This window comes from Serratia proteamaculans, from assembly GCF_004684015.1.
GTDB classification, from domain to species: domain Bacteria; phylum Pseudomonadota; class Gammaproteobacteria; order Enterobacterales; family Enterobacteriaceae; genus Serratia; species Serratia proteamaculans_F.
In genome coordinates, this window is the sequence record NZ_SRIA01000007.1 from 246,624 (window position 1) to 269,031 (window position 22,408).

Annotated in this window: 25 protein-coding genes and 1 tRNA gene; 10 read left to right on the forward strand and 16 right to left on the reverse strand. The window is 54.6% G+C overall.

Translation table 11 applies throughout. From position 1 onward, the window contains the following. Positions 1-24 precede the first annotated feature (24 nt). The 4 genes from purK to ppiB all read right to left on the reverse strand — a co-directional run bounded on the left by purK (position 25) and on the right by ppiB (position 3,006). Positions 25-1,092, reverse strand: a complete 1,068-nt coding sequence (purK, locus tag E5C26_RS05885) for a 5-(carboxyamino)imidazole ribonucleotide synthase (protein WP_135315462.1) — start codon at positions 1,090-1,092, stop codon at positions 25-27. Continuing rightward, positions 1,089-1,613, reverse strand: coding sequence for a 5-(carboxyamino)imidazole ribonucleotide mutase (gene purE / locus E5C26_RS05890; protein WP_135315463.1), 525 nt, complete (start codon positions 1,611-1,613; stop codon positions 1,089-1,091). The genes purK and purE overlap by 4 nt, the downstream gene beginning before the upstream one ends. 165 nt (positions 1,614-1,778) lie before the next feature. After that, complete coding sequence (locus tag E5C26_RS05895) at positions 1,779-2,501, reverse strand: UDP-2,3-diacylglucosamine diphosphatase (protein WP_135315464.1); 723 nt, start codon at positions 2,499-2,501, stop codon at positions 1,779-1,781. Positions 2,502-2,511: 10 nt separating this feature from the next. Next, positions 2,512-3,006 carry a peptidylprolyl isomerase B gene (ppiB, locus tag E5C26_RS05900; protein WP_012005604.1) on the reverse strand — a complete coding sequence of 165 codons (495 nt, stop codon included), beginning with the start codon at positions 3,004-3,006 and terminating at the stop codon, positions 2,512-2,514. A gap of 302 nt (positions 3,007-3,308) precedes the next feature. Here ppiB and cysS point away from each other — a divergent pair, with 302 nt between their 5' ends. Further along, positions 3,309-4,694: a cysteine--tRNA ligase gene (gene cysS, locus E5C26_RS05905; protein ID WP_017891882.1), complete on the forward strand. Its 1,386-nt coding sequence runs from the start codon at positions 3,309-3,311 to the stop codon at positions 4,692-4,694. Between the two features lie 68 nt (positions 4,695-4,762). Here cysS and ybcJ read toward each other — a convergent pair whose 3' ends face one another. Together ybcJ and folD are read right to left on the reverse strand one after the other, a co-directional pair. Continuing rightward, on the reverse strand, positions 4,763-4,975 hold the full coding sequence (gene ybcJ, locus E5C26_RS05910) for a ribosome-associated protein YbcJ (protein WP_012005606.1): 213 nt from the start codon (positions 4,973-4,975) through the stop codon (positions 4,763-4,765). A gap of 10 nt (positions 4,976-4,985) precedes the next feature. Further along, positions 4,986-5,852 carry a bifunctional methylenetetrahydrofolate dehydrogenase/methenyltetrahydrofolate cyclohydrolase FolD gene (folD, locus tag E5C26_RS05915; protein WP_135315465.1) on the reverse strand — a complete coding sequence of 289 codons (867 nt, stop codon included), beginning with the start codon at positions 5,850-5,852 and terminating at the stop codon, positions 4,986-4,988. Between the two features lie 231 nt (positions 5,853-6,083). On the opposite strand from folD, the gene E5C26_RS05920 reads away from it, so the two are divergent. The 3 genes from E5C26_RS05920 (at position 6,084) to E5C26_RS05930 (ending at position 7,441) form a co-directional block, all read left to right on the forward strand. After that, positions 6,084-6,293, forward strand: coding sequence for a hypothetical protein (locus tag E5C26_RS05920; RefSeq protein WP_135315466.1), 210 nt, complete (start codon positions 6,084-6,086; stop codon positions 6,291-6,293). A gap of 176 nt (positions 6,294-6,469) precedes the next feature. Beyond that, positions 6,470-6,546, forward strand: a tRNA-Arg gene (locus E5C26_RS05925). A gap of 313 nt (positions 6,547-6,859) precedes the next feature. Further along, the gene (locus E5C26_RS05930; RefSeq protein ID WP_135315467.1) at positions 6,860-7,441 is read left to right on the forward strand and encodes a hypothetical protein; all 582 of its coding nucleotides are present in this window, start codon (positions 6,860-6,862) and stop codon (positions 7,439-7,441) included. 30 nt (positions 7,442-7,471) lie between these two features. On the opposite strand, the gene E5C26_RS05935 is transcribed toward E5C26_RS05930, so the two are convergent. After that, complete coding sequence (locus tag E5C26_RS05935) at positions 7,472-8,161, reverse strand: VIT1/CCC1 transporter family protein (RefSeq protein ID WP_135315468.1); 690 nt, start codon at positions 8,159-8,161, stop codon at positions 7,472-7,474. A 245-nt stretch (positions 8,162-8,406) separates the two neighbouring features. On the opposite strand from E5C26_RS05935, the gene E5C26_RS05940 reads away from it, so the two are divergent. Continuing rightward, positions 8,407-9,951 carry a glycosyltransferase family 39 protein gene (locus tag E5C26_RS05940; RefSeq protein ID WP_135315469.1) on the forward strand — a complete coding sequence of 515 codons (1,545 nt, stop codon included), beginning with the start codon at positions 8,407-8,409 and terminating at the stop codon, positions 9,949-9,951. Here E5C26_RS05940 and E5C26_RS05945 read toward each other — a convergent pair. After that, the gene (locus tag E5C26_RS05945; RefSeq protein ID WP_135315470.1) at positions 9,936-10,868 is read right to left on the reverse strand and encodes a LysR family transcriptional regulator; all 933 of its coding nucleotides are present in this window, start codon (positions 10,866-10,868) and stop codon (positions 9,936-9,938) included. The genes E5C26_RS05940 and E5C26_RS05945 overlap by 16 nt on opposite strands. A 94-nt stretch (positions 10,869-10,962) precedes the next feature. On the opposite strand from E5C26_RS05945, the gene E5C26_RS05950 reads away from it, so the two are divergent. Beyond that, a complete protein-coding gene (locus tag E5C26_RS05950) occupies positions 10,963-11,904 on the forward strand; it encodes an MBL fold metallo-hydrolase (protein WP_135315471.1) in 942 nt (313 codons plus the stop codon). 22 nt (positions 11,905-11,926) lie between these two features. Here the strand turns inward: E5C26_RS05950 and E5C26_RS24760 are convergent, their stop codons facing one another. Continuing rightward, positions 11,927-12,088, reverse strand: coding sequence for a zinc-ribbon domain-containing protein (locus tag E5C26_RS24760; RefSeq protein WP_260516239.1), 162 nt, complete (start codon positions 12,086-12,088; stop codon positions 11,927-11,929). A 449-nt stretch (positions 12,089-12,537) separates the two neighbouring features. On the opposite strand from E5C26_RS24760, the gene E5C26_RS05955 reads away from it, so the two are divergent. Together E5C26_RS05955 and E5C26_RS05960 are read left to right on the forward strand one after the other, a co-directional pair. After that, positions 12,538-13,089, forward strand: a complete 552-nt coding sequence (locus E5C26_RS05955) for a flavodoxin family protein (protein ID WP_135315472.1) — start codon at positions 12,538-12,540, stop codon at positions 13,087-13,089. 607 nt (positions 13,090-13,696) lie between these two features. Beyond that, complete coding sequence (locus E5C26_RS05960; protein ID WP_135315473.1) at positions 13,697-15,145, forward strand: GGDEF domain-containing protein; 1,449 nt, start codon at positions 13,697-13,699, stop codon at positions 15,143-15,145. 5 nt (positions 15,146-15,150) lie between these two features. Here E5C26_RS05960 and E5C26_RS24765 read toward each other — a convergent pair whose 3' ends face one another. Continuing rightward, positions 15,151-15,312: a YnfU family zinc-binding protein gene (locus tag E5C26_RS24765; RefSeq protein ID WP_240775904.1), complete on the reverse strand. Its 162-nt coding sequence runs from the start codon at positions 15,310-15,312 to the stop codon at positions 15,151-15,153. A gap of 298 nt (positions 15,313-15,610) precedes the next feature. Beyond that, positions 15,611-16,090: a cold-shock protein gene (locus E5C26_RS05965; RefSeq protein WP_017891897.1), complete on the reverse strand. Its 480-nt coding sequence runs from the start codon at positions 16,088-16,090 to the stop codon at positions 15,611-15,613. 166 nt (positions 16,091-16,256) lie between these two features. Between E5C26_RS05965 and E5C26_RS05970 the strand changes: the two genes are divergently transcribed. Continuing rightward, positions 16,257-16,766 carry a VOC family protein gene (locus tag E5C26_RS05970; RefSeq protein ID WP_135315474.1) on the forward strand — a complete coding sequence of 170 codons (510 nt, stop codon included), beginning with the start codon at positions 16,257-16,259 and terminating at the stop codon, positions 16,764-16,766. 30 nt (positions 16,767-16,796) lie between these two features. On the opposite strand, the gene E5C26_RS05975 is transcribed toward E5C26_RS05970, so the two are convergent. The 5 genes from E5C26_RS05975 to E5C26_RS05995 all read right to left on the reverse strand — a co-directional run bounded on the left by E5C26_RS05975 (position 16,797) and on the right by E5C26_RS05995 (position 21,812). Then, on the reverse strand, positions 16,797-17,624 hold the full coding sequence (locus tag E5C26_RS05975) for an amino acid ABC transporter ATP-binding protein (RefSeq protein ID WP_135315475.1): 828 nt from the start codon (positions 17,622-17,624) through the stop codon (positions 16,797-16,799). Positions 17,625-17,633: 9 nt separating this feature from the next. Beyond that, complete coding sequence (locus E5C26_RS05980; protein WP_135315476.1) at positions 17,634-18,521, reverse strand: amino acid ABC transporter permease; 888 nt, start codon at positions 18,519-18,521, stop codon at positions 17,634-17,636. A gap of 48 nt (positions 18,522-18,569) precedes the next feature. Continuing rightward, positions 18,570-19,097 carry a GNAT family N-acetyltransferase gene (locus E5C26_RS05985; RefSeq protein WP_135315477.1) on the reverse strand — a complete coding sequence of 176 codons (528 nt, stop codon included), beginning with the start codon at positions 19,095-19,097 and terminating at the stop codon, positions 18,570-18,572. A gap of 42 nt (positions 19,098-19,139) precedes the next feature. Continuing rightward, positions 19,140-20,465 (reverse strand): LLM class flavin-dependent oxidoreductase, encoded by a 1,326-nt coding sequence (locus E5C26_RS05990; RefSeq protein ID WP_135315478.1) that lies wholly within the window; start codon positions 20,463-20,465, stop codon positions 19,140-19,142. Positions 20,466-20,648: 183 nt separating this feature from the next. Continuing rightward, entirely contained in the window at positions 20,649-21,812 is a 1,164-nt protein-coding gene (locus E5C26_RS05995) for a M20 peptidase aminoacylase family protein (protein WP_135315479.1), read from the reverse strand. A 345-nt stretch (positions 21,813-22,157) separates the two neighbouring features. On the opposite strand from E5C26_RS05995, the gene cspE reads away from it, so the two are divergent. Then, the gene (gene cspE / locus E5C26_RS06000) at positions 22,158-22,367 is read left to right on the forward strand and encodes a transcription antiterminator/RNA stability regulator CspE (RefSeq protein WP_002210315.1); all 210 of its coding nucleotides are present in this window, start codon (positions 22,158-22,160) and stop codon (positions 22,365-22,367) included. The last annotated feature ends 41 nt before the right edge of the window (positions 22,368-22,408 follow it).

Here is a 22,408-nt window from a genome sequence, read left to right on the forward strand (position 1 = left end):
ACAACTTTTGGCACGGAGAAACGTTTAAGCCAGCTTTTGCTGAGCCCAGGCCAGACCGCTTTGGTATTCGCTCGGCAGCAGCGGTGCCAGTGCCTGCAAGGTCTGCTGCAATACAGCCGCGTCAGGATCGTTCAGGTTCAGGTGCCCGACTTTACGACCTTCACGCACCTCTTTCTCATACCAGTGCAGATGTACCAGCGGTAACGCCAGCCATTGCTGATTCACTGCGGTGCCAATCAGGTTGACCATCACCGACGGCGTGCTGACTACCGGTTTTGGCAGCGGCAGGGCGAGAATAGCGCGCAGATGCAGTTCGAACTGGCTGATGGAAGCGCCGTTCTGCGTCCAGTGCCCACTGTTGTGTACCCGCGGGGCCAGCTCGTTAATCAACAGGCGATCGCCAACGATAAAGCACTCCATCGCCATCACGCCGACGTAGTTCAGCTCATCAAGGATGGCCGTCAGCATTTGCTCCGCCTGCTGTTGCAGGGCAGGGTTGGGCTGCGGCAGCGCCACGCTGGTGCGCAGAATGCCTTCTTCATGCAGGTTATGGGTCAGCGGATAGAACACTGACTGGCCGTCATGCCCGCGTGCGCCGACCAGTGACACCTCACCGGAGAAGTTAATCCCTTGCTCGACGATACATTCGCCATAGGCATCGGCCGGCAATTCGGCTTCCTGGCCTGGGCGCAAGCGCCACTGGCCGCGGCCGTCGTAACCGCCTACGCGGCGTTTGACGATCGCCAGTTCACCCAGGGTAGCGAACACCTGTGGCCATTCGGCGGCGTCAGCCAGCAGTTGCCACGGCGCGGTGGCCAGACCAAGCTGGTCGAGCAACTGCTTTTGCGTCAGGCGGTCTGCCAGACGTGGGAAGATATCGCGGTTGACGAAGCTGTTATGGGTTGCCAGTTCGCGCGTCAGCGCGGTTTCCGGCCAGCGTTCAATTTCGGCGGTGATCACGCTGTTCTGGTAGGGCACGGCTTCCGGTTCGGCGTCGAGGCCTACCGGATATACGGCGATGCCCAGCGGTTCACCGGCCTGGCGCAGCATGCGCCCTAACTGACCGTTGCCCAGTACGCAAACCGGCTTCATGCTTCCTCCCGCGGATCCGGGTGGTTCAGCACCTCGTCAGTTTGTGCCTGACGCCAGCCGGCCAGGCGTTGCGCCAGCGCGGTGTCGTGCAGCGCCAGAATTTGCGCCGCCAGCAGGGCGGCGTTGGCAGCACCGGCTTTGCCGATGGCCAGCGTACCCACGGGAATACCGCGCGGCATTTGCACGATCGAATACAGGCTGTCTACACCGCTCAGTGCGGCGCTTTGCACCGGAACACCCAGCACCGGAACCAGCGTTTTCGCCGCCAGCATGCCCGGCAGGTGCGCAGCACCGCCAGCACCGGCAATGATCACGTCAAAGCCATTGTCAGTTGCCTGCTCGGCAAAGCTGAACAGCTTGTCTGGCGTGCGATGAGCGGAAACGACTTCGACATGGAACGGGACATCGAGCGAGGTCAGGACTTCGGCGGCAAACTGCATGGTGGCCCAGTCACTTTTCGATCCCATTACAATTGCGATTTTAACCCCAGCGTGGGTGGCTGAAGCGGCGTTGGCTCCCATGGGTGTAAGGCTCCTGTATTGTACAAACGACGGCCGGTTGCCTGCGGCGGGAGGCCGAATGAGGGCACAGAGCATACCATGAGCGCACGGCGAGGAAAACGGTTGCGTCGCCGGTTTTCATCGCCAAAAGCGTGAATTTTTTTACCTGCGCGACAAGTCAGGAACTTAGAACGGGAATTGGATCAGCTCGACGGCGTCGGCACTGACTTTGATCATTGAGCCTTCAACGTGCCAGGCTCCCAGCACCACGCGGTGGGCCTCGCCGTTGCTCAATGCCCATTCATGCACCGCTGGACGGTGAGTGTGGCCGTGGATCATCCAGTGAACCTGGTGGCGCAGCATCGCCTGCTCAACCGCCTGTGGGTTGACGTCCATAATGGAGTCCGACTTGTACTGGTTACTCTGCTGGCTGCGGGCACGCATTTTGGCCGCGATCTTAAGACGCCAGCGCAGCGGCATTGCCAGAAACAGTTTTTGGATCAGCGGATTGTGTACCTTACGGCGAAACTGTTGGTAGGCCTGATCGTCGGTACACAGCGTGTCGCCATGCAGGATCAGGATTTTTCGGCCATACAGCTCCAGCACTTTCTCTTCCGGCAGCAGTTGCATACCGCTGGCACGGGCAAAGCGTTTGCCGACCAGAAAATCACGGTTGCCGTGGATAAAGTAGCAGGGGACGCCAGCCTGTTGCAGCGTCTTCAGTGCCGCGGCGATTTCGCCGTGCAGCGGTTCTGGATCGTCATCGCCGATCCAGGCTTCAAACAGGTCGCCAAGAATGTACAGGGCGTCGGCGTGAATGGCATCTTGCCGCAAAAAACGCAGAAAACCGGCAGTGATTGCCGGTTCCTGTGCGCTTAAATGCAGATCTGCGATGAACAGCGTGTTCATGCAGCCGCGATTACTCGCTGACGGTAACGCTAGTGACGATCACGTCTTCTACCGGTACGTCCTGGTGCATGCCGCTACGGCCGGTTTTCACCGCTTTGATCTTGTTAACCACGTCCATGCCTTCAACCACTTCAGCAAATACGCAGTAGCCCCAGCCCTGTGCGTTTTCGCCGCGGAAGTTCAGGAAGTCGTTGTCTGCCACGTTGATGAAGAACTGTGCGGTCGCAGAGTGTGGATCGTTGGTGCGAGCCATTGCCAGGGTACCGATGGTGTTTTTCAGACCGTTGTTGGCTTCGTTCTTGATAGTCGCTTTGGTGTCTTTCTGGGTCATGCCAGGCTCAAAACCGCCGCCCTGAACCATAAAGCCATTGATAACACGGTGGAAAATGGTGTTATTGTAGAAACCTTCACGGCAGTAGTTCAGGAAGTTTTCAACGGTAACCGGCGCTTTGTCAGCAAAGGTGTTGATAACGATATCGCCGTGATTAGTGTGGAAAGTAACCATAGTTTTAGTCCTAACAAGATGAATTGAGATGTCACAAGGATCGAGTGAACAATCAGACCGCCGTTATAACATATCTCCTTTAATCAGTCAGCAGCGGGTAAACCGCACGCTGGCTGTGGTAAAACGTTAATTGTTATATTATAACATTAATGGCGATCGCTGATTTCTCACCGTTTTCCACCTCTCAGCTTAGCAAAGCGCGGCCTTAACCTTGCATTAGATCAGGCTTCGGGTTTCAATACGCTGCTGGGTGAATCGCCTAATTACTATTTTTGTTATCACGCACACCACGGAATGTCCCGATGCTAAAGATTTTTAATACCCTGAGTCGTCAAAAAGAGGAATTTAAACCCATTCATGCCGGTAAAGTGGGCATGTACGTGTGCGGGGTAACCATCTATGACCTGTGTCATATCGGCCACGGGCGTACCTTTGTTGCTTTCGACGTAGTCGCGCGTTATTTGCGTTACCTCGGTTATTCGCTGAACTACGTGCGTAACGTTACCGACGTTGACGATAAAATTATCCGCCGTGCGACAGAGAATGGCGAAAGCTGTGATCAACTGACGACGCGCATGTTGGCAGAGATGCACGCCGACTTCGATTCCCTGCTGATTGAACGCCCGGACATCGAACCACGCGCCACTCAGCATATCGCCGAGATCGTTGAGATCACCCAGCGCCTGATCGATCGCGATCACGCCTACGTGGCCAGCAACGGTGACGTAATGTTCTCCATCGACAGCGATCCGCAATACGGCCTGCTGTCACGCCAGGATCTGGATCAACTGCAGGCCGGTGCGCGGGTAGAGATCGATGACGTAAAACGCAACCCGATGGATTTCGTGCTGTGGAAGATGTCCAAGCCGGGCGAACCGAGCTGGGAATCACCATGGGGCGCAGGCCGTCCGGGCTGGCACATTGAATGTTCTGCGATGAACTGCAAGCAGCTGGGCACCCATTTTGATATCCACGGCGGCGGTTCTGATCTGATGTTCCCGCACCACGAGAACGAGATTGCCCAGTCGAGCTGCGCGCACGACGGCCCGTACGTCAACTACTGGATGCACTCCGGCATGGTGATGATCGACAAAGAAAAAATGTCGAAATCGCTGGATAACTTCTTCACCATCCGCGACGTACTGGGTTACTACGACGCCGAAACCGTGCGTTACTTCCTGATGTCTGGCCACTATCGCAGCCAGCTGAACTACAGCGAAGAGAACCTGAAACAGGCGCGTACCGCCCTGGAACGTCTGTACACCGCGCTGCGCGGTACCGACGTTAACGCCCAACCGGCCGGCGGCGAAGTGTTTGAAGCCCGTTTCCGCGAAGCCATGGATGACGACTTCAACACCCCGGAAGCTTACTCGGCGCTGTTTGATTTGGCGCGTGAGGTTAACCGCCTGAAGGCTGAAGATCTGACGGCAGCCAACGGCCTGGCGGCGGAACTGCGCAAGCTGGCGAAGGTGCTGGGTCTGTTGCAGCAAGAGCCGGAACTGTTCCTGCAGGGCGGCGCACAGGCAGACGACGGTGAAGTGGCGGAGATTGAAGCCTTGATCAAACAGCGCAATGACGCGCGCAAAGCCAAAGATTGGGCGCTGGCGGATGCCGCACGCGATCGTTTGAACGAGATGAACATCGTGCTGGAAGATGGCCCGCAGGGAACCACCTGGCGCCGTAAGTAATTCGCTTTAGGCTGAAAATAAAAAAGGCGCTGGGTTAACCCTCAGCGCCTTTTTCTATGGAGCACGGCTTACGGCTTAACGACAACCTTGCCGCCGTTAAACTCCACCACCTGATCGGCGACGATTTTGCAGCGCTTGCGCGTTTCTACTTTGCCGTTTACTTTCACCTGCCCATCGGCGATGACTTCTTTGGCGGCACCGCCACTTTCACACCAGCCCTGGAACTTGAGCAGGTCGCACAGTTCGACGTGCGGGTGATTATCCAGATTAAAAGTTTCCATACTGCCTTACTTATTTAGGTTGAACGTCGTGATAAACCTCGCAGGCCTGCAAGGTATTTTGGATCAGTGTAGCAACGGTCATTGGGCCAACGCCACCCGGAACCGGAGTAATATAGGCCGCGCGTTCGCTGGCGGCATCGAATTCTACGTCGCCGACTACTTTACCACTTTCCAGGCGGTTGATACCGACATCCACCACGATCGCGCCCGGTTTGATCCAGTCACCCGGAATAAAGCCCGGTTTACCGACCGCGACGATCAGCAGATCGGCGTTTTCAACGTGGTGACGCAGGTTCTTGGTGAAACGGTGGGTCACGGTGGTGGTGCAACCGGCCAGCAGCAGCTCCATGCTCATCGGGCGGCCGACGATGTTGGACGCGCCAACCACCACCGCATTCAGCCCATAGGTATCGATGTTGTAACGCTCGAGCAGGGTGACGATGCCGCGCGGGGTGCATGGGCGCAGTTTAGGCGAGCGCTGGCACAGACGGCCGACGTTGTAAGGGTGGAAACCGTCGACGTCTTTATCCGGATGAATACGCTCCAGAACTTTGACGTTATCGATGCCGGCAGGCAGTGGCAACTGCACCAGGATGCCGTCGATTTCGCCGTCGGCATTCAATTGATCGATCAGTGCCAGCAGTTCAGCCTCACTGGTGGTGGCAGGCAAATCGTAGGAGCGGGAAAGGAAGCCCACCTCATCGCAGGCGCGGCGCTTGCTGGCGACGTAAATCTGTGAGGCCGGGTTCTCGCCAACCAGCACGACTGCCAGGCCTGGCGCGCGTTTGCCGGCGGCCAGACGTTGTTTAACTTGCTCAGCCACTTCGTTTCTAACCTGCTGCGCAATCGTTTTACCATCAATAATCTTTGCTGACATCAGTGAGGAAATCCATCAATTAAGAAAAGCCGGGGATGGCGCTATTTTGTCAGAAGCGGAGCGCGCTGTCAGGCGCTGAATCGTATTCGACAGCGTTTGCCAGGCATGATTTACGCTTTTTTTATGCCAACAGAATGATCCTCTACGCCTTTTTTACTTCGTGCTACCTAAGCTGTGGCTATTCACACTGCGGTATTCGCGCCAGCCGCAGGCGCTAACGGAGCCACCATCATGATGATCATCACCCGGCTACACCCATGGCATCAGCTGATTGCTCACCCGATTAACCCGCCCAAACACGTGGGCGAAACAGTATTCGACTCGTCGATGCACCCGGCGGACGTGGCGCAGCTGATGGCGTTGCATCAGCTCGCGGAACATAAAGCACCGCCATCCTGGCGAGCACGGCTGCGTGCGCTGTACCTCAGGCTATGTAGATAAGATGCATCGGAAGGACATTTGCTGCGAATGATGAGGTGAATTTAGCGAACGGCAAGGGGAATGGTGGAAAAACCACCATAAAGCACGGCCACCGCCGTAACGTCATGAAAAGGCATTGACTCAGTAACCCCTGACCGTATAATCGCACTCCGCAACTCCGGTTGCCGCATCCCAATGCGCCCTTAGCTCAGTTGGATAGAGCAACGGCCTTCTAAGCCGTAGGTCACAGGTTCGAGCCCTGTAGGGCGTACCATTTAGATTCAACTTCTTACATAATTCCTAATCCTGTCTGATTTCTCGCATTCACCGTTAACGCCCAATAGAGCGTCAATTTTTCGTGCGCGCTCGGTTAGATTGTTAGAACCGGATGTGCTCATCCGAAAATTAGCGACTGAGTTTTGCCTGTCGCCAAGTTGTTATATCCAAATGACATGATGCTAATCCGGTGTTAGTCGATGCTCTGATCGGACAGAGTGCAGCTTTGTAAATATTGGCAAAGTGTCTTTTTTCAATACGGTTGTATTGATATGGTTCTGCGCATCGACAGGGACTGAGCCGAGAGTGTCATGGTATTTAAAGCCAGAATGGAAACTGCAAGCCACCAGGAGCTGGGGGCGTTGTTGAGCAATAATTTTGAATTAGTTAAGGATATCCTTGGTTACTCGCCCTACGTCGGGAAATGCTGCGGTCCGGTATGGTTGGCTAACCAAACTGCAATACGGCAGACCATTAATGAATTAAACGTAGAGGATATTCTATCGACTCTGGACGAGATGGGAAAAGGTCACGCAGCCAGGGCATTTTGGTGTTTGCTTGAAGCGGATATTCAACGTCAGCTGGCCCTGAAATTGGATAACTCTCTACTGAAGAATATCTTTAGCGGTCTTCGCTACGGCGAACTGCTCGAGTTCTTGCGTGGGTTTAAACCCGTTGAAATTCCTTCGCTGGTGGCATTGTTGCCAAAGGCGTTAAAGTCACTGATAAAGGAATTTAATGGCAACCTCGAACGTTTGGCTGATTATTTAAGGACTGAAGGACTAACGGAGAAAATAGCGCCTGCAATAGCAGCCGAGACTATTTTACGCTCCAGTATTACCTGGGGAATTATTTTGAATGCATTACCGGTAGTGTGCGTCATTATTTTATAACCAGAATAGGGACTCACAGGGGCGCCGACCTCAGCCGGCTATTGACCCAAAAAGTGCACCAACGCCTGATGAAACACCCATAGCCAGGGCGCTCCAAAAAGTAATGCGAATAATACCGGGACCTATCGGTGCGCCACCGGCCTTGGCGGCAATCCCCCCCAGAATGGCCAGAGAAATTAATGCAGAAAAGGCAATGGCGGGGATCGCCCACTGGGCCGGGACAATCGCGGCCACCAATAAAGGCAATATGGCCCCCGTCGAGAAACTGGCTGCAGAAGTCAGAGCAGCCTGCAAGGGGCGGGCGGTGGTGATTTCTGAAATGCCCAATTCCTCGCGCGCATGTGCTGCCAAAGCATCATGGCTCATCAGTTTTTCTGCCACTTGTTTCGCCAGCGCGGTGTCCAGGCCCCGATGGACATAAATTGCGGTTAGCTCGCGAAATTCACCCTGAAAATCGGCATCCAGCTCGGCCTGTTCTTCCGCCAGGGCGGCTTTCTCGGTGTCTGATTGAGAAGACACGGAAACATATTCACCGGTTGCCATCGACATTGCACCGGCAACCAAACCAGCAATGCCGGTCAACAGAATACTTTGGTGAGTGACATTGGCGGATGCTACCCCCAACAGCAGGCTGGCGGTAGAGACGATGCCATCGTTAGCGCCAAGGACCGCGGCTCTGAGCCAGCCTATCTTTTCGATACTGTGTCGTTCTCTGTGCATCTCGGCGCCCCCATGTTTCATCCTGTCGATTCAACCGCTCTGCTTTGCGGAACTCAGGCTGCTTTATCAGCGCGCAAAGTTCGGAAGCTTTAGTTTAGCCTGCATCGGCCCATGGCAGTAAAGTGAATACTTTACTGAGAGATTTCACTGACTTTTACCTGTTGATTGAGTCGCCATTTACTCGTTCTCGGCAATGATGACGCGGCGTCTCCACATTGTGTGGAGCAATCCGGCGGAATGTGGCTATGTCACTGCAACAAATATCAAATGCCCCCCTGACGAGCAACAGATTAAAAGGCATTGGCTATAAACAATACGTGTATTTGATCGTGATGTTTGCGGCCGTGATTCGGGGCATTTCTCTAACCAACAAATATTTTTGGTGTGACGAAGCGTCCAGCGTGTTGACCAGCCGCTATGACCTGTCGGCGTTGCTCTACCATGCATCCTTTGACGTACATCCCCCGCTTTATTATCTGCTGCTGCATGGTTGGATGCTGTTGTTTGGCGACAGCATTCTGGCGGTGCGCTCCCTCAGCATGCTGTTTGGCGTGGTTACGGTGGCGCTGGCGATCAAACTAACCCGCTGGCTGGCCAATGAACGGGCAGCGTTGCTGGCCGGTGGCCTGATGGCAATTATGCCGATGGCGGTACGTTACAGTCAGGAAGCGCGCATGTATGCGCTGATGGGGATGTTGATCATCGCTGCGACCATGGCACTGGTGATGTGGTTGAAGGCACCTGCCAACCGTCGTTATCTGGCGGCCTATGCGGTGTTGATGACACTGAGTTTGTATACTCACTACTTCACCGTTTTTGCTCTGGTGACCCACTGGATGGTGCTATTGGTACTGTCCTGTCGGCGCGATGAGCCGGTTGGTTATTTAAAACAATCGACGTGGTGGCTGGCTAATCTGGCCATCGGGCTGGCTTATATCCCCTGGTTGCTGGTGTTGTTGAATTTGCTGGCTCATATTGCGGAGCTAAGAGTCGGCGGGGACGTCGGCTGGATCCCACAAGTGGCATGGAGCGATCTGCCCGCCATGTTCTGGCGTTTTTTAACCGGAGATGACGGCCGCAATTATTTCTGGGGTATTTTCCTGTTGCTGCCGGCCTTCTTCGTTGGGTTGTCTGCTTTGCTGCTGGTTTCGCGTGGGGTGGAAAACAAATTCAAGCTATTGCTGCTCAGTGGGGTATTTGTCCCGGTCTTGCTGCTGTTTGCGATTTCCTGGCGGATGCCGCTGTTTGTCGATCGCTATTTGTTCTTTGCTGCGTTAGGTATCCCAATCATTTTGGCAATCCTGATTGCAGAAAGTAAAAGTAAGGTTCGTGGGGTTTCGCTGCTGGTGTTTTTTAGCCTGCTGTTCGGCAGTGGGCTGCGTGATGATTATTTATCGGATAAAGATCAGTTTAAGGGGATGGTTCACTATATCAACAGTGGTTATCAGCCTGGCGATGCGGTTGTCGTCAGCAACATGTTCAATTATCTGAGTTATGTCTATTACAACAAAAAAGACTATCGCGCGTTGTTATATACCCCGATAAAACCCAATGGCATTTCCGGTAAACCCAATGCCTACGGGTTTGGGACTTTCTTCCACGATCGGGCGGCGCAAACCTACGTTGATAATCTCAAAGCTCTGTCTGTAACCCATCGCCGGGTATGGTTGGTCAGCGGGGGCGATTTCAATCAGGATTTTGGTCGCTCACCGTCGGGGTGGGTTAATACCCGTACCTTTAAAAGTGGTGGGTTCGAATCGCGGCTGTTTGTGGTTCACCCCGCCAGATAAGCGGCTGCCGCCAGCGCACGTATCCGCTCCATCAGCCACTTTAACGCGGGGTCCTGACTGCGTTTGTGATGCCACAGCATGGCCACTTCGAAAGGCGGGAGATCCAGCGGTAGCTCGCTGCGCTTCAGGCCGTAATCCTGACTCCAGATTTTGCCCAGCCCGGCAGGTACGGTGGCCAGTGTCGGGCTGCGCTGCAGGATCAGCGGCAGTGTGGCGAAGTGCGGGCTGGTGTAACGCACCGAACGCTGCAGCCCATGAGTGGCCAGCTGCTCATCGATAGCGCTGGTGTTTGCGCCACGGTAGGAAACCAGCAAGTGGTCGTTAGTAATGTAATTCGCCAGCGGCAGCAGGGTAGGCAGGTTTAGCTGTCCCGGATGCCACAGAGTGCAGAAGCGCATCTTGGTCAACACTTCTCGCTGCAGCCACTTAGGCCCCGATGGTGCGACGGAAATGGCCAGATCAATACGGTCCTGTTCCAGCGCATCACTATCCTGGAATGGATCGGTGGCCACCACGTTTAGAGTGATGCCGGGTGCCTGCTGTTGCAGGTCAGCCATTAGCACGGGCATCAGCCACATTTCGACCCAATCGGCCATGCCTATCCGGAAGCTGTGTTGCGCCGTGGCGGCAACGAAGTTGGGGGGCTGGAATAGCACCTGCTGCATCTCTTCCAGCAAGGGTGTCAATGCCAGCACCAGCGCTTGCGCCCTTGGGGTGGGTTCCATACCCTGAGCGGTACGGATAAACAGTGGGTCATTGAACATGTCACGCAGACGTGCCAATGCACCGCTGACGGCCGGTTGCCCCAGATACAGCTTTTCTGCCGCCCGCGACACGCTGCGTTCACGAAACAGTACCATCAGCACCGTCAGTAGGTTCAGGTCGATACGACTAAAATCATTTTCTCTGATGTTCATAATCATTCCAATCAATTTGAATGATGTTAACTGCCGCTACCATAATCTCCGTCAGCGTTAAAGGCGACGCATTTTTCTAACTGAAGGGGATGTTATGAAGCTGCTTTCTGCGCTGGCATTTGCCGGCTTACTGTTGAGTGGTGCTGCCACGGCGGATGTGCAGGTCCAGGCACCGGGTTATTACCGCATGCCACTGGGTAAATTTGTCATTACCGCCGTGTCCGACGGCACGGTGACCATTCCGCTCGATAAATTGTTGACCCACATCTCGCCGCAGGAGCTGAAGCAAAGGATGGCCCAGGAGGCGATGACGCCGCAGGCGGAAACTTCAATCAACACCTTTGTTATTGATACCGGCAAGCAGCGAGTGTTGGTCGATACGGGGGCCGGACCGCTATTCGGCAAAGCCGGTGGGCACCTGATGGAAAATCTGCGTGCGGCGGGGTACCCAGCGGAAACCCTGGACGCGGTACTGTTGACCCACATACATGGTGATCACTCTGGCGGAGCGTCGTTAAACGGCAAACCGGCATTTCCTAATGCGCTGGTTTATGTCGATAAAAAAGACGTGGATTTTTGGCTGAACACGGCCAATCCCAGCAAGGTGGAGGCGAGCCAGAGACATACTTTCAAGGAGTCGGCAGATTCGCTTAACCCGGTGATCGCCGCCGGTAAGCTGAAAACTTTCACTGCGCCGCTAAAAATACTGGACGGTATCCAGGCGCTACCGGCACCGGGCCACACGCCGGGTAGCGTGGTCTATCGGGTCGAAAGCGAAGGGCAAACGCTGGTATTGTGGGGCGACATCATTCACGCCAAGGCGGTGCAAATGCCGGACCCTGAGGTGGCGATCCATTTTGATGTGAACCAGCAGCAGGCAGTGCAAACCCGAGAGCGTATTCTGGCACAGGTGGCGCGCGAGGGTGACTGGGTGGCCGCAGCCCATATCTCATTCCCCGGGCTGGGGCACGTGAAGGCCGAGGGCAACGGCTACCGCTGGGTGGCCGCCAACTATACCACTCAGCTTGCGCACTAAAGGCGGTGAGGCGTTGCAGATACTACTTTTCGTCAGGAAGGAAATAGTGGCCGCATTTTGGGCAAATCAGGGTGATGTTGTTACGCACTTTGCGGCTATTTTGCTCAAACACGTGAGCGCATTCTGGACACGTCACTTTTACCGTTGTGCTGCTGAACATCTTAAGGGCATCAAAGATAGACATATCTTTCACCGGGTAGATGTAGGGAACCTCACTCTAGCATTCAGCATTGGCAATAGCCCTTTATTGATTGTTTATTAATCATTTTTGTGAGCGCGGTGAGGGGATTATGGGTGCTCTGCGCAAGCGGGCACAGAGTAAAAATGTCACATTTCCATCCGGCGTTACATCTGCCGGAGCAAACTTACTCAGGGATGACAGTTCTATACATTGGGATTGGTAGTGTAGTCCTACCCGATGATGTTGTGTGTTATCCATTCCCTGTAGTGTATTACCCCATCCCTGTTAAGTTTATCCCGCCTTGAGCGGGATTTTTTTTGTTCGAGCGCCCGGTTTTTTTGAATAACTCTGTCAGATAAATTTGGTATTCACCCCAGGGTCAGTTGATTAGATTGGGTAGGACTATCCTCGGGTGCCGTCGGCACTCTACTGCAACGATCTGGGAGTTCCTAATGGCGAAGACAGTGGTTATTTTTCATTCCGGCTACGGCCACACCGAGCGTTTGGCAAAGGTTGTTGCCGAGGGCGCGCAAGCGGAACTGATCGCTATCGATCAGGAAGGCAATATCAGCGATGAAGCCTGGCAGAAACTCGATGAGGCGGATGCCATTATCTTTGGTTCGCCGACCTATATGGGGGGCCCGTCCTGGCAGTTCAAAAAGTTTGCCGATGCCAGTTCGAAAGCCTGGTTTGGCCGTAAGTGGCAGGACAAGGTTTTCGGTGGGTTCACCAACAGCGCCAGCCTGAACGGTGATAAGCAGGTTACGCTGATCGCTCTGCAAACTCTGGCCTCGCAGCATGGCGGCCTGTGGGTCAGCCTGGGGCTGATGCCCGCGAATACCAAGTCGGCGCAGCGTACCGATGTGAATAACCTGGGCGGTTCGGTAGGGCTGCTGGTGCAAACGCCTGCCGACGCCGGTGTGGATGAAATGTTGTCTGGTGATTTGGAAACGGCCAGCCTTTACGGGCAACGAGTGGCGGGTTTTGCCGCCAAACTGGCTTAATAGCCATTCCCCTTGCGCTCATTTTTTCTACACAATTGCAGCGTAAAGTGGTGAATGTTATTAGCCTGCTTGGGCTAACACTGCATTTCGTACAAACATTCCCGGTTCCTAGACCGGGTTTTTTGTTACTAAGGTGGGCTTAAGCTTTCGGCGATACAATGAGCAGCGACACAGGTATGCAATGGCTGTGTCGTAACTGTCAATTAGCTGCTCTTCAAGCGAGCCCGCACTGTGCGGGCTTTTTTTATATTCCCGGATTTAATTGTTGTCAGGACTCACTGGCTGAAAAATAATAATCAACAGAATGGTTCGTGCAGCAAGTAAAATACCCTTTTTATTTTTATGGTTTTTGCATTGTGCCGATTGGTGATGCTTTACGCTATGCTGGTAGATATCCTTGAATATTATTAGCAGCTCCTTTCGTAATGAGCGATGTCGGTGAAGGCTTGAGCTAAGAACATTCCGTTAAATAAAAGTGAATGTATCTTTGTGTTTGATCTGCCTGTGTTTTTTAAGTCTGCCTCTGGTTTTTATGTCATTTGCATTATGCCGGGCGAGGGAATATGCATAGAATTGCTCTGGTTATTATAAATATATGGGTAAGGCGATGAACGCCAGAATAAGCGACAAACATGGTTTGCCTGCGGCTATCCAGCTGATTACGCTTTTTCTGCTGGCCTTTTTGCTTTCCCTGCTGGGTATTTTTACCCGCCCAATAGGATCGCTTTCGCTGTTTTGGCCGGTGAATGCGATTTTACTCGGCCTGTTATTACGTAAACCCGCCTATGCCAGGCCATCCGGTTGGCTGGCCATCTACATTGGCATGATCGGCGCCGATTTGGCCAACGGCGAGAGCCTGTCGCTGGCGATGTGGCTGAACGCCTGCAATATGTCGCTGATTGCTACCGGTTACGGCGTGATGTCGCTGCTGCCAAAGTCGCAGCGCCGGATGGGGAAGCCCCAGACGATCCTTTATATGTTTACCGCCAGCCTGAGTAGCGCGGCGGTGGCGTCGACCTTATCGATACTGCGTAATGACAGCCTGTACAACAACACGGCCGTTATTGCCTGGTTAGCCTGGTTCAGCGAGCAGTTCTCGACCAACCTGCTGTTATTGCCGGTGCTGCTGGCGGCACCGCGTCTCAAGCAACTGTTGCGAATGCAAATCAACTGGCAGCTGCGCGCCAGTATGCCGCTGCTGGCGCTGCTGTTTTCACTGGTGTTCAGTGTGTATATCGGCGGTCCGGGGGCGATTGCTTTCCCCATTCCTGCGCTGCTGTGGTGTGCGGTGCGCTACCAACTGTTCACGGTGACCTTGTTGACGTTGCTGACGGGGATGACCGAGATCAGCAGTATCTCCGCCAACCTGATGCTGTATGAAACGCCGAACAACCACGTTGCCTTCCTCGACACGCTGATGTCAGCCCGTTTGGGGATCGCCATGCTGGTGATGGGGCCGCTGATCCTTGCCAGCTCAATTGCCGTTAACCGCAAGCTGATGCGGCGACTGGAGCACAGCGCCAATCACGATTTTCTGACTGGTGTATTGGCGCGCAATGCACTGACTCGCAAGGCGGGTGAACTGCTGGAACACAAGCATAAATCGAAGGAGGCGGTGTCGCTGCTGCTGATCGATATTGACCATTTTAAACAGATCAATGATACCCATGGGCATCTGGCGGGCGATCAGGTACTGGCTTCATTCGCTCATATCGTGCGGCGCGAGTTGCGGCACGATCAGCTATTTGGCCGTTTGGGTGGGGAAGAGTTTGCCATTATGCTGCCGCGAGCGCTGGCAGCGCAGGGGGTGGCACTGGCAGAGCATTTGCGGCAATTGGTACAAAAAGCCGATTTGCACCCCACTGGCAAGGTGCCGTTGAACATTACTATCAGCGTTGGCGTCGCCAGTCTGGGGATGAACGAAGTTAAGTCGCTGGAACAGCTAATGAATATGGCAGATATCGCGCTTTATCGCGCCAAGTCGCAGGGACGTAACCGGGTGGAGTCGTTTAACGCGGTGAGTGGCAACAGCGTAGGCCACATCATGTTTAAATAAGGGCTTCAGTTTTGCTTGGGCTTAAACTCGGTACCGCAATTTGGGCAGATAAGCAGGACATTTTGCCGCAGCGTCGCACATTTTTGGGTGGTGACGTAGGCGCATTTGGGGCAGGCGATTTGGGTGGAGCGGTTGATAAAGCCTTTAACACTGCTGGTATCAGACATAATAAAATGGCCTGTGTCAGGTGAAAGCCCACGCTAACACAGGTGGTATCAAATTGCTTAGAATGTTTTATACCCGTCGCCTTTCAAGCTGCAGCGCTCCCGCAGTTACTGTAGGGGGCGAATATATTCGCCCCGATTAATGCGGGCGCAGCATGCAGCGCCCCTACCCTACCTGGGGATGAGCTAGCTGGTCGCCTAGCTGTGCTGTACAGGGATGTACAAATGCCGCGAGCGCATGGACGCGCCAGAGCGGCCAACTCGAAATTCATAGGGTATATGCGGCTGGCGGTGGTTGTGATTACAGGCTTTTCAGCACTTTCAGGGTTTCATCCATGTCGATCTCATGTTCAGAGAAGGTATGGGTGTCGTTCTGGAAGGTGGTGATGGTCAGCATACGCAGCGTCTGCATGGTTTGCGGCGCCTCTTCGGACTGCGGGCGAATGCGGTTCATCAACAGGCCGACCGATAGCACGGTATTTTCTTTATCCACGTCCGCTTTCACCGGCACTTCTTTGGTGAAGGTGTTGAAGGATTTGATGCTGGTGATCTTGATTCTTTCGTTGGCGATGATGATGTACTTGCTCGACGCCAGCACCTTGACCGCAAACGCCGATGGGCCTTTGGTGTTGTTGGTCGGTTCGAAAGTCACCGCCGCGTTTTTCTTAATCAGCTCCGGGTTCTGTACTTTAATCACGTGAAAATAACGATTTTCCCCGTTCTCATCGGTAATAAAGCCGAAGCCTTTGTCTTCAAAAAAAGTCGTTATCTTGCCGTTCATCATCATTCTCATAAAGTCGCTCAATACAGTGCATATGATAGCGCGGAATGCCTTGCAGTGACAGATTGCGTGCCGGGCATTTGATAATGCGATTACGGCATTTAGCGGGGTTGTCGCCACATGCTATTTTCTTTCTGACTTTATTCATTTCTGAAAGGGACAATCGATGGGCATTAAACGGCTAAACCATGCGGTGCTGTATGTCAGCGATGTGCAGCAGAGCGCGGATTTTTATCATCAGGTGCTGGGGTTTAAGCTCAAGCCTTCTGGCAGCTCGGAGAAAGCGGTGTTTACCCAGGCGGCCGATTCGGATAACGATCACGATCTGGCGCTGTTCAGCAAGAACCTGGGGCAGCAGCGGGCCGGGGTATTTCGCGCCAACGGTGAGCCACCGGCGGACAACGAGCCGCCGGCCGGGTTGTACCATTTGGCCTGGGAAGTCGACAGCCTGGACGAACTTGAGCGTATTCGCGACCAGTTGGCGCAGCGCGGTATTCTTGGGCTGGAAGAAGATCATGGCGTGCACAAAAGCATTTATGGGCACGATCCGGATGGGTTACTGTTTGAAGTAACCTGGTTTATTCCCCCAGCGCTACTGACCGAGCAGGATCGTAATCAGCGTGGCATCAAGCCGTTGGATTTTGCCGCTGAAAAACGCCGTTTCGCGTTGCTTTAACCGAGCGGGGCGCCGCTGACGCCCCGCTGATCACAGCACTTTATTGAGGAAGTTGATGGTGCGAGGGTGTTGCGGATGGTTCAGCACCCGACGGGCATCGCCCTGTTCAACGATTTGCCCATCGACCATAAAAACAATCTGATCCGCCGCCTCGCGCGCAAAACCAATTTCATGGGTGACCACCACCAGCGTCACCCCAAGATCTGCCAGCCCTTTGATGACGTCCAATACTTCACCGACCAACTCTGGATCGAGCGCCGAGGTCGGTTCATCAAACAAAATCACCTTCGGGTTCAGTGCCAAAGCGCGGGCAATGGCGATGCGCTGCTGTTGCCCACCGGACAGATGGCGTGGATAGGCGTCTGCCTTGTGGCGCAGGCCGACGGTATCCAGCAGTTGATAAGCCACCTCTTTGGCCTCGGCCCGCGAGTAAATTTTATGCGCTATCGGGGCTTCAATGATGTTCTCCAGTACCGTCAGGTGAGGGAACAGGTTGAAGTTCTGAAACACATAACCGACGTTGATACGCTGTTTGAGAATGGCGTTCTCTTTCAGCTCATACAGCTTGTCACCTTTGCGCCGGTAGCCGACATAGTCGCCGTCGATGCGGATAAAGCCTTCATCAACCCGCTCCAGGTGGTTGATGGCCCGCAACAGGGTGGACTTGCCGGAACCGGAAGGCCCGAGGATCACCGTGACGGTGCCCGGCTGCAGCGTCAGGCTGACGTCGTCCAGTGCCTTGTGCTTACCGAAAAATTTGCTCACGTTGCTGATTTCAATCAGGCCGCGCGCCGGTACTGGCACGATACTGTGTACCGCCGCTTCGCGCAGAGCATAATAATCAATGGCTTCGGACATGGGTTCCTCCTAACGTTTTAACCAGCCGGCCAGTTTCTGCCATGGCGTTGGCGGCAGTTCGCGCACTGCGCCACGGGCGAAATAGCGCTCGATGTAATACTGAATGACCGACAGCGCGGTGGTAATGAACAGGTACCAGACGGTGGCGACCATCAGCAGCGGTATCACCTGCTGGGTGCGGTTGTAGATCACCTGAATGGTATAAAACAGCTCCGGCAGCGCCAGCACGTAGACAATCGAAGTGCCCTTCGCCAGGCTGATAATTTCGTTAAAGCCGGTCGGAATGATTGAGCGCAACGCCTGGGGCAAAATAATGCGGAAAGTGCGGCGATACCCCGGCAGCCCCAGTGCCGCCGCCGCCTCATGCTGCCCATACTCGACCCCGATAATGCCGCCGCGGATGATTTCTGCGGTATAGGCCGACTGCACCAGCGTCAGCCCCAGTACCGCCACCGAGAACTGGCTGAGGATATCGATGGTTGGATAGCTGGCGAACACCAGCGAGGTAAAGGGGATGCCCAGAGAGATGGAGTCGTACAGATAAGAGAAGTTATACAGAACGATCAGCACCAGGATCAGCGGCAGCGAACGGAACAGCCAAATATACCCCCACGCCAACGATGCCAGCAGGTAAGAACGCGACAGCCGCGCCAGGGCCAGCAGCGTCCCGAAGAGGATACTGAACAGCGTGCCGAGCAGCGTCAGCAGCAGGGTTTGTCCCAGCCCCGATAATACCGCCGGGGCAAAGAACCATTCGGCGAAGACCCCCCATTCCCAGCGCTCGTTGGTCGCCACAGACTGGAGGATCGCCGCCACAATAAACACTGAGAACAACGCACCTGCCAACCGCAGCGGGTAACGTGCGGGCACCACTTTTAAGACTTCTTGTTTGGACATCACAACTCTCCTGAAACAGATAAAAGGGTTAGGAAGGGGGAAAGCCCCCTAGGCAATCTTCCTTTCCGGCGCGCAACAGAGTGCGTCCGCTGTTATCAGGCTTTTGCGAAATGGCAGCCGGCCATCGTAAGGGGGGCGGCTGTAGACTTCAGTATCGACGCTGGTATCAAACTGCGGCTGGTAGCCGTTGCTTAAATACAAGCCCACCGCCTCCGGCTGGCGAAAGCCGGTGGTCAGGTAGAGCTGGCGGTAACCCTGTTGCAGCGCCAGCGTTTCCAGTTGCTGCAATACCCGCTGTGCCAGGCCCTGGCGGCGCAGATCGGTTCTTGTCCAGATGCGTTTCAGCTCGGCAGTTTGCGGATCGTAGCGTTTGAAGGCCCCCATGGCGATCGGCTCCCCGGCGCGCAATAGCACGATAAAGGCGCCTTGCGGCGGGGCGTACAAATCCAGTGCTTCCTGTTCCTGGTCACCAAAATAGTCGCCGTAGCGTTGGCGATATTCACCGAATAGCCCTGCAATCACCGGCTGGACCAGCGGATCGCTTGGCAGCGTTTGGATAAAAACGTCGTTTGTCACCCTGTACTCCTCATCGCGGACACCCCTGAAGAATTATTATTGTTATTGAGTGAATTGATTGGCAGGCAGCTTAAGGCCCAGGTGGTCGCGCAACGTGTCACCGCTGTAATCGCTGCGGAACAGGCCGCGTTGCTGCAGGATCGGCACCACGCGATCGACAAAGTGGCCGAATGAATTTGGCGTGCCGCCGCTGATGATGAAACCGTCGGCTGCCTGGGTGTCGAACCAGTTTTGCAGGCCGTCCGCCACCGCTTCCGGGGTGCCGCCAAATACCGGGCGAGGTGAGGCGGCCTCCAATGCGACTTCCCGTAACGTCAGCTTGCGTTCGCGGGCATTGCGTTTGATGGCGTCGGTGGTGCTGCGAAAGCTGTTTTGCCCCAGTTCACCGACGTCCGGAAAGGGTTCATCGAGCGGATGACGGGCGAAATCATAATGCTCGAAATAGCGGCCAAGGTAGTTGAGGGCGTTTTCGATACTGACCAGGCGGGCGGTTTCCCAGTACTGGCGCTCCACATCTTCATTATCGTCACCGACAATCACGCTGACGCCCTGAAAGATCCGCAGGTCATCCGGTTCACGGCCTTGTTCCACCAACTGTTTTTTAACGTCCTGATAAAACGCCTGTGCCTGTTGCTGGCTCTCATGGTGGGTGAAAATGGCGTCGGCGTGTTTGGCTGCCAGTTGTTTGCCGTCTTCCGAAGCGCCGGCCTGGAACACAATAGGCCGTCCTTGTGGCGTGCGGCCAATATTCAGCGGCCCCTGTACCGAGAAGAACTCGCCCCGGTGATTCAGGGTATGCAGTTTACCGGCGCTGAAGAATTCACCGCTGTTCTTGTTGCGCACAAAAGCGTCGCTTTCCCACGAGTCCCATAACCCTTTGGTGACGTCGAGGTATTCGCTGGCAATGCGGTAGCGCAGGCTGTGTTCCGGATGCTCGGCGCGCGAGAAGTTCTTGGCCGAACCTTCCAGCGGTGAGGTCACCACGTTCCAGCCGGCCCGGCCTTTGCTGAGGTGATCCAGGCTGGCGAACTGGCGCGCAACGGTAAAGGGATCGCTGTACGAGGTGGATAAGGTGCCCACCAGCCCGATTTTATCGGTGGCAACGGACAGCGCGGCGAGCAGGGTTAAGGGTTCGAAACGATTGAGAAAATGCGGAATGGATTTCTCATTGATATATAAGCCGTCGGCCACAAACACGAAATCAAATTTACCCTGTTCGGCTTTTTTCGCTGCAGTAATATTAAAATCTAGATTAATGCTGGCATCGGCAGTGGCGTCCGGATGTCGCCAGGCAGACATATTTCCCGATGCGCCATGTAAAATGGCGCCAAGGCGCAATTGTCGTTGTTCTTTCGCACTGTTGCTCATTGCTTTCACCCTGTTAAGTGCCGGTGTGGCGCTATCTTTAGAGCTCCACTATTGACGAGCACCATCAGGATGTAAAACAACAAAACCGCATATTCTAATGTTGAAACTGGCAAATATAGCCGAGGGGAAATAATAACTCGCAGCGCAGAATACACTGCGCCGCGAAATAATAACCGGCGAGTTCTATGCTTCGCTGGTGGCTTTTTCCGCTGTGGTGACTAATTGCTGCAGCGTGCGCTCAGCCAACAGTTCGAAATATTGCGAAGCCGGGAAAATTGCCTGTTCATCCGGGTTGAAGCGCGGGTGGTGCAGACCAAATTCACTGGCCGAGCCGATACTGACAAACACGCCCGGTACGTGGTGCAGATAAAGCGCAAAGTCTTCCCCGCCCATCTGCAGTTCAGCCTCTTCCACCCGGTAACCGGCTTCGGCGGCAACGGTTTTACTGAAGTCTGCCCAGCGTGCGTCATTGACCACCGCCGGTGGGCCGGCCTGCCAGTGCAGCTCCGCTTGCGCGCCAAGGGATGCGGCGACGCCATTAATTACCTGGCGAATTTTATCCGGTACCTGGCGACGGACTTTATCGCTATGGGTACGTACCGTGCCTTCCAGTTCTACGGTCTGCGGCAGGACATTCCAGGTGTTACCGCCCTCAATACGCGTGACGCTTACTACCAACGACTCCAGCGAACTGAAGCTGCGGCTGGGCAAGGTTTGCAGCGCGTTGACAATCTGGCTGGCGGTGACAATGGTGTCCACCCCTTGCTCCGGTTTGGCGGCGTGCGCCCCCTTGCCGGTGATCAGGATCTGGAAGCGATCGACGTTGGCGTAAAACGCCCCGGCGCGAGTGGCAAAGGTACCCGTCGGCAGCTCCGGTGCGTTGTGCAGACCGAAGACCGCTGCCACGTTATCCAGTGCCCCTGCGTCGATCAGGTGCTGGGCGCCGTTGAAGGTTTCCTCCGCCGGCTGGAAGAAAATGCGCACCGTGCCGGGTAGGGTGGCTTCTCGCGCTTTCAACAAATGCGCTGCGCCCAGCATCACCGAGGTGTGGAAATCATGTCCGCAGGCGTGCATCACGCCGCTGTTTTGCGAACTGAACGGCACACCGGAAATTTCCTCAATCGGCAGGGCGTCAATATCTCCGCGCAGTGCAATGATTGGCCCTTTGCCACTGCCGATTTCGGCCACCAGGCCGGTCTTCAGCTCCAGCGGAAGAATACGGATACCGGCCTCTTCCAGCCAGCGGGTCAGGCGGGCGGTAGTAGCAAATTCGTGGTTGGACAGCTCAGGGTTCTGATGCAGTTCACGGCGGTAGGCGACGATTTTTTCGGCCAGTTGGCGGGTCATAGTCTTGGCTCACAGTGGTTAATAAGTTCTAACCCTAGTGCAGAGCCGCCGGAAGCAAAAAGACTGTCTGGTTATATTTCATAGCGTTTGTGTCTGCATCACGCCGTCAATGCGCGTTGACGGTGGAGGAAACAGGCGTTCGACCGTTGTTCGACGTGCTTTGAAGAGGATTGGACTACCTGCAGAGACAATGGCAAAGGGGGCAAGCGATTTACACCGAAGGACACGGACTTTTTCACTCTTTATCGATTTTATGTGATCCAGGTTGTGGACAAAATCCCGTCTAATTGCTGTACTGTATTGGACACATGTTAGTGTCTTTCATTCACGTTAAAGGTAAGTTTGATGTCTAAGATTAAAGGTAGCGTTAAGTGGTTTAATGAATCCAAAGGCTTCGGCTTCATTACTCCGGAAGATGGTAGCAAGGACGTTTTCGTTCACTTCTCTGCCATCGCTAGCAATGGTTTCAAAACTCTTGCTGAAGGCCAGCGTGTAGAATTTGAAATCACGAACGGTGCCAAAGGCCCATCTGCTGCTAACGTTATCGCTATCTAATGCTACAGCCGAAATTCTTAAAACCCGCTCACTGAGCGGGT

Bases quoted from the DNA above. Each gene is read 5' to 3' on its own strand.
- cysS (WP_017891882.1), top strand. From the start codon at position 3,309: ATGCTAAAGATTTTTAATACCCTGAGTCGTCAAAAAGAGGAATTTAAA.
- E5C26_RS05980 (WP_135315476.1), bottom strand. From the start codon at position 18,521: ATGTCCAAACAAGAAGTCTTAAAAGTGGTGCCCGCACGTTACCCGCTG.
- E5C26_RS05895 (WP_135315464.1), bottom strand. From the start codon at position 2,501: ATGAACACGCTGTTCATCGCAGATCTGCATTTAAGCGCACAGGAACCG.
- E5C26_RS05950 (WP_135315471.1), top strand. From the start codon at position 10,963: ATGAAGCTGCTTTCTGCGCTGGCATTTGCCGGCTTACTGTTGAGTGGT.
- E5C26_RS05995 (WP_135315479.1), bottom strand. From the start codon at position 21,812: ATGACCCGCCAACTGGCCGAAAAAATCGTCGCCTACCGCCGTGAACTG.
- E5C26_RS05920 (WP_135315466.1), top strand. From the start codon at position 6,084: ATGATGATCATCACCCGGCTACACCCATGGCATCAGCTGATTGCTCAC.
- ppiB (WP_012005604.1), bottom strand. From the start codon at position 3,006: ATGGTTACTTTCCACACTAATCACGGCGATATCGTTATCAACACCTTT.
- E5C26_RS05935 (WP_135315468.1), bottom strand. From the start codon at position 8,161: ATGCACAGAGAACGACACAGTATCGAAAAGATAGGCTGGCTCAGAGCC.
- cspE (WP_002210315.1), top strand. From the start codon at position 22,158: ATGTCTAAGATTAAAGGTAGCGTTAAGTGGTTTAATGAATCCAAAGGC.
- folD (WP_135315465.1), bottom strand. From the start codon at position 5,852: ATGTCAGCAAAGATTATTGATGGTAAAACGATTGCGCAGCAGGTTAGA.
- E5C26_RS05975 (WP_135315475.1), bottom strand. From the start codon at position 17,624: ATGTCCGAAGCCATTGATTATTATGCTCTGCGCGAAGCGGCGGTACAC.
- E5C26_RS05930 (WP_135315467.1), top strand. From the start codon at position 6,860: ATGGTATTTAAAGCCAGAATGGAAACTGCAAGCCACCAGGAGCTGGGG.
- E5C26_RS05990 (WP_135315478.1), bottom strand. From the start codon at position 20,465: ATGAGCAACAGTGCGAAAGAACAACGACAATTGCGCCTTGGCGCCATT.
- E5C26_RS05970 (WP_135315474.1), top strand. From the start codon at position 16,257: ATGGGCATTAAACGGCTAAACCATGCGGTGCTGTATGTCAGCGATGTG.
- E5C26_RS05960 (WP_135315473.1), top strand. From the start codon at position 13,697: ATGAACGCCAGAATAAGCGACAAACATGGTTTGCCTGCGGCTATCCAG.
- E5C26_RS05965 (WP_017891897.1), bottom strand. From the start codon at position 16,090: ATGAACGGCAAGATAACGACTTTTTTTGAAGACAAAGGCTTCGGCTTT.
- purK (WP_135315462.1), bottom strand. From the start codon at position 1,092: ATGAAGCCGGTTTGCGTACTGGGCAACGGTCAGTTAGGGCGCATGCTG.
- E5C26_RS05940 (WP_135315469.1), top strand. From the start codon at position 8,407: ATGTCACTGCAACAAATATCAAATGCCCCCCTGACGAGCAACAGATTA.
- E5C26_RS05955 (WP_135315472.1), top strand. From the start codon at position 12,538: ATGGCGAAGACAGTGGTTATTTTTCATTCCGGCTACGGCCACACCGAG.
- purE (WP_135315463.1), bottom strand. From the start codon at position 1,613: ATGGGAGCCAACGCCGCTTCAGCCACCCACGCTGGGGTTAAAATCGCA.
- ybcJ (WP_012005606.1), bottom strand. From the start codon at position 4,975: ATGGAAACTTTTAATCTGGATAATCACCCGCACGTCGAACTGTGCGAC.
- E5C26_RS05945 (WP_135315470.1), bottom strand. From the start codon at position 10,868: ATGAACATCAGAGAAAATGATTTTAGTCGTATCGACCTGAACCTACTG.
- E5C26_RS24760 (WP_260516239.1), bottom strand. From the start codon at position 12,088: ATGTCTATCTTTGATGCCCTTAAGATGTTCAGCAGCACAACGGTAAAA.
- E5C26_RS24765 (WP_240775904.1), bottom strand. From the start codon at position 15,312: ATGTCTGATACCAGCAGTGTTAAAGGCTTTATCAACCGCTCCACCCAA.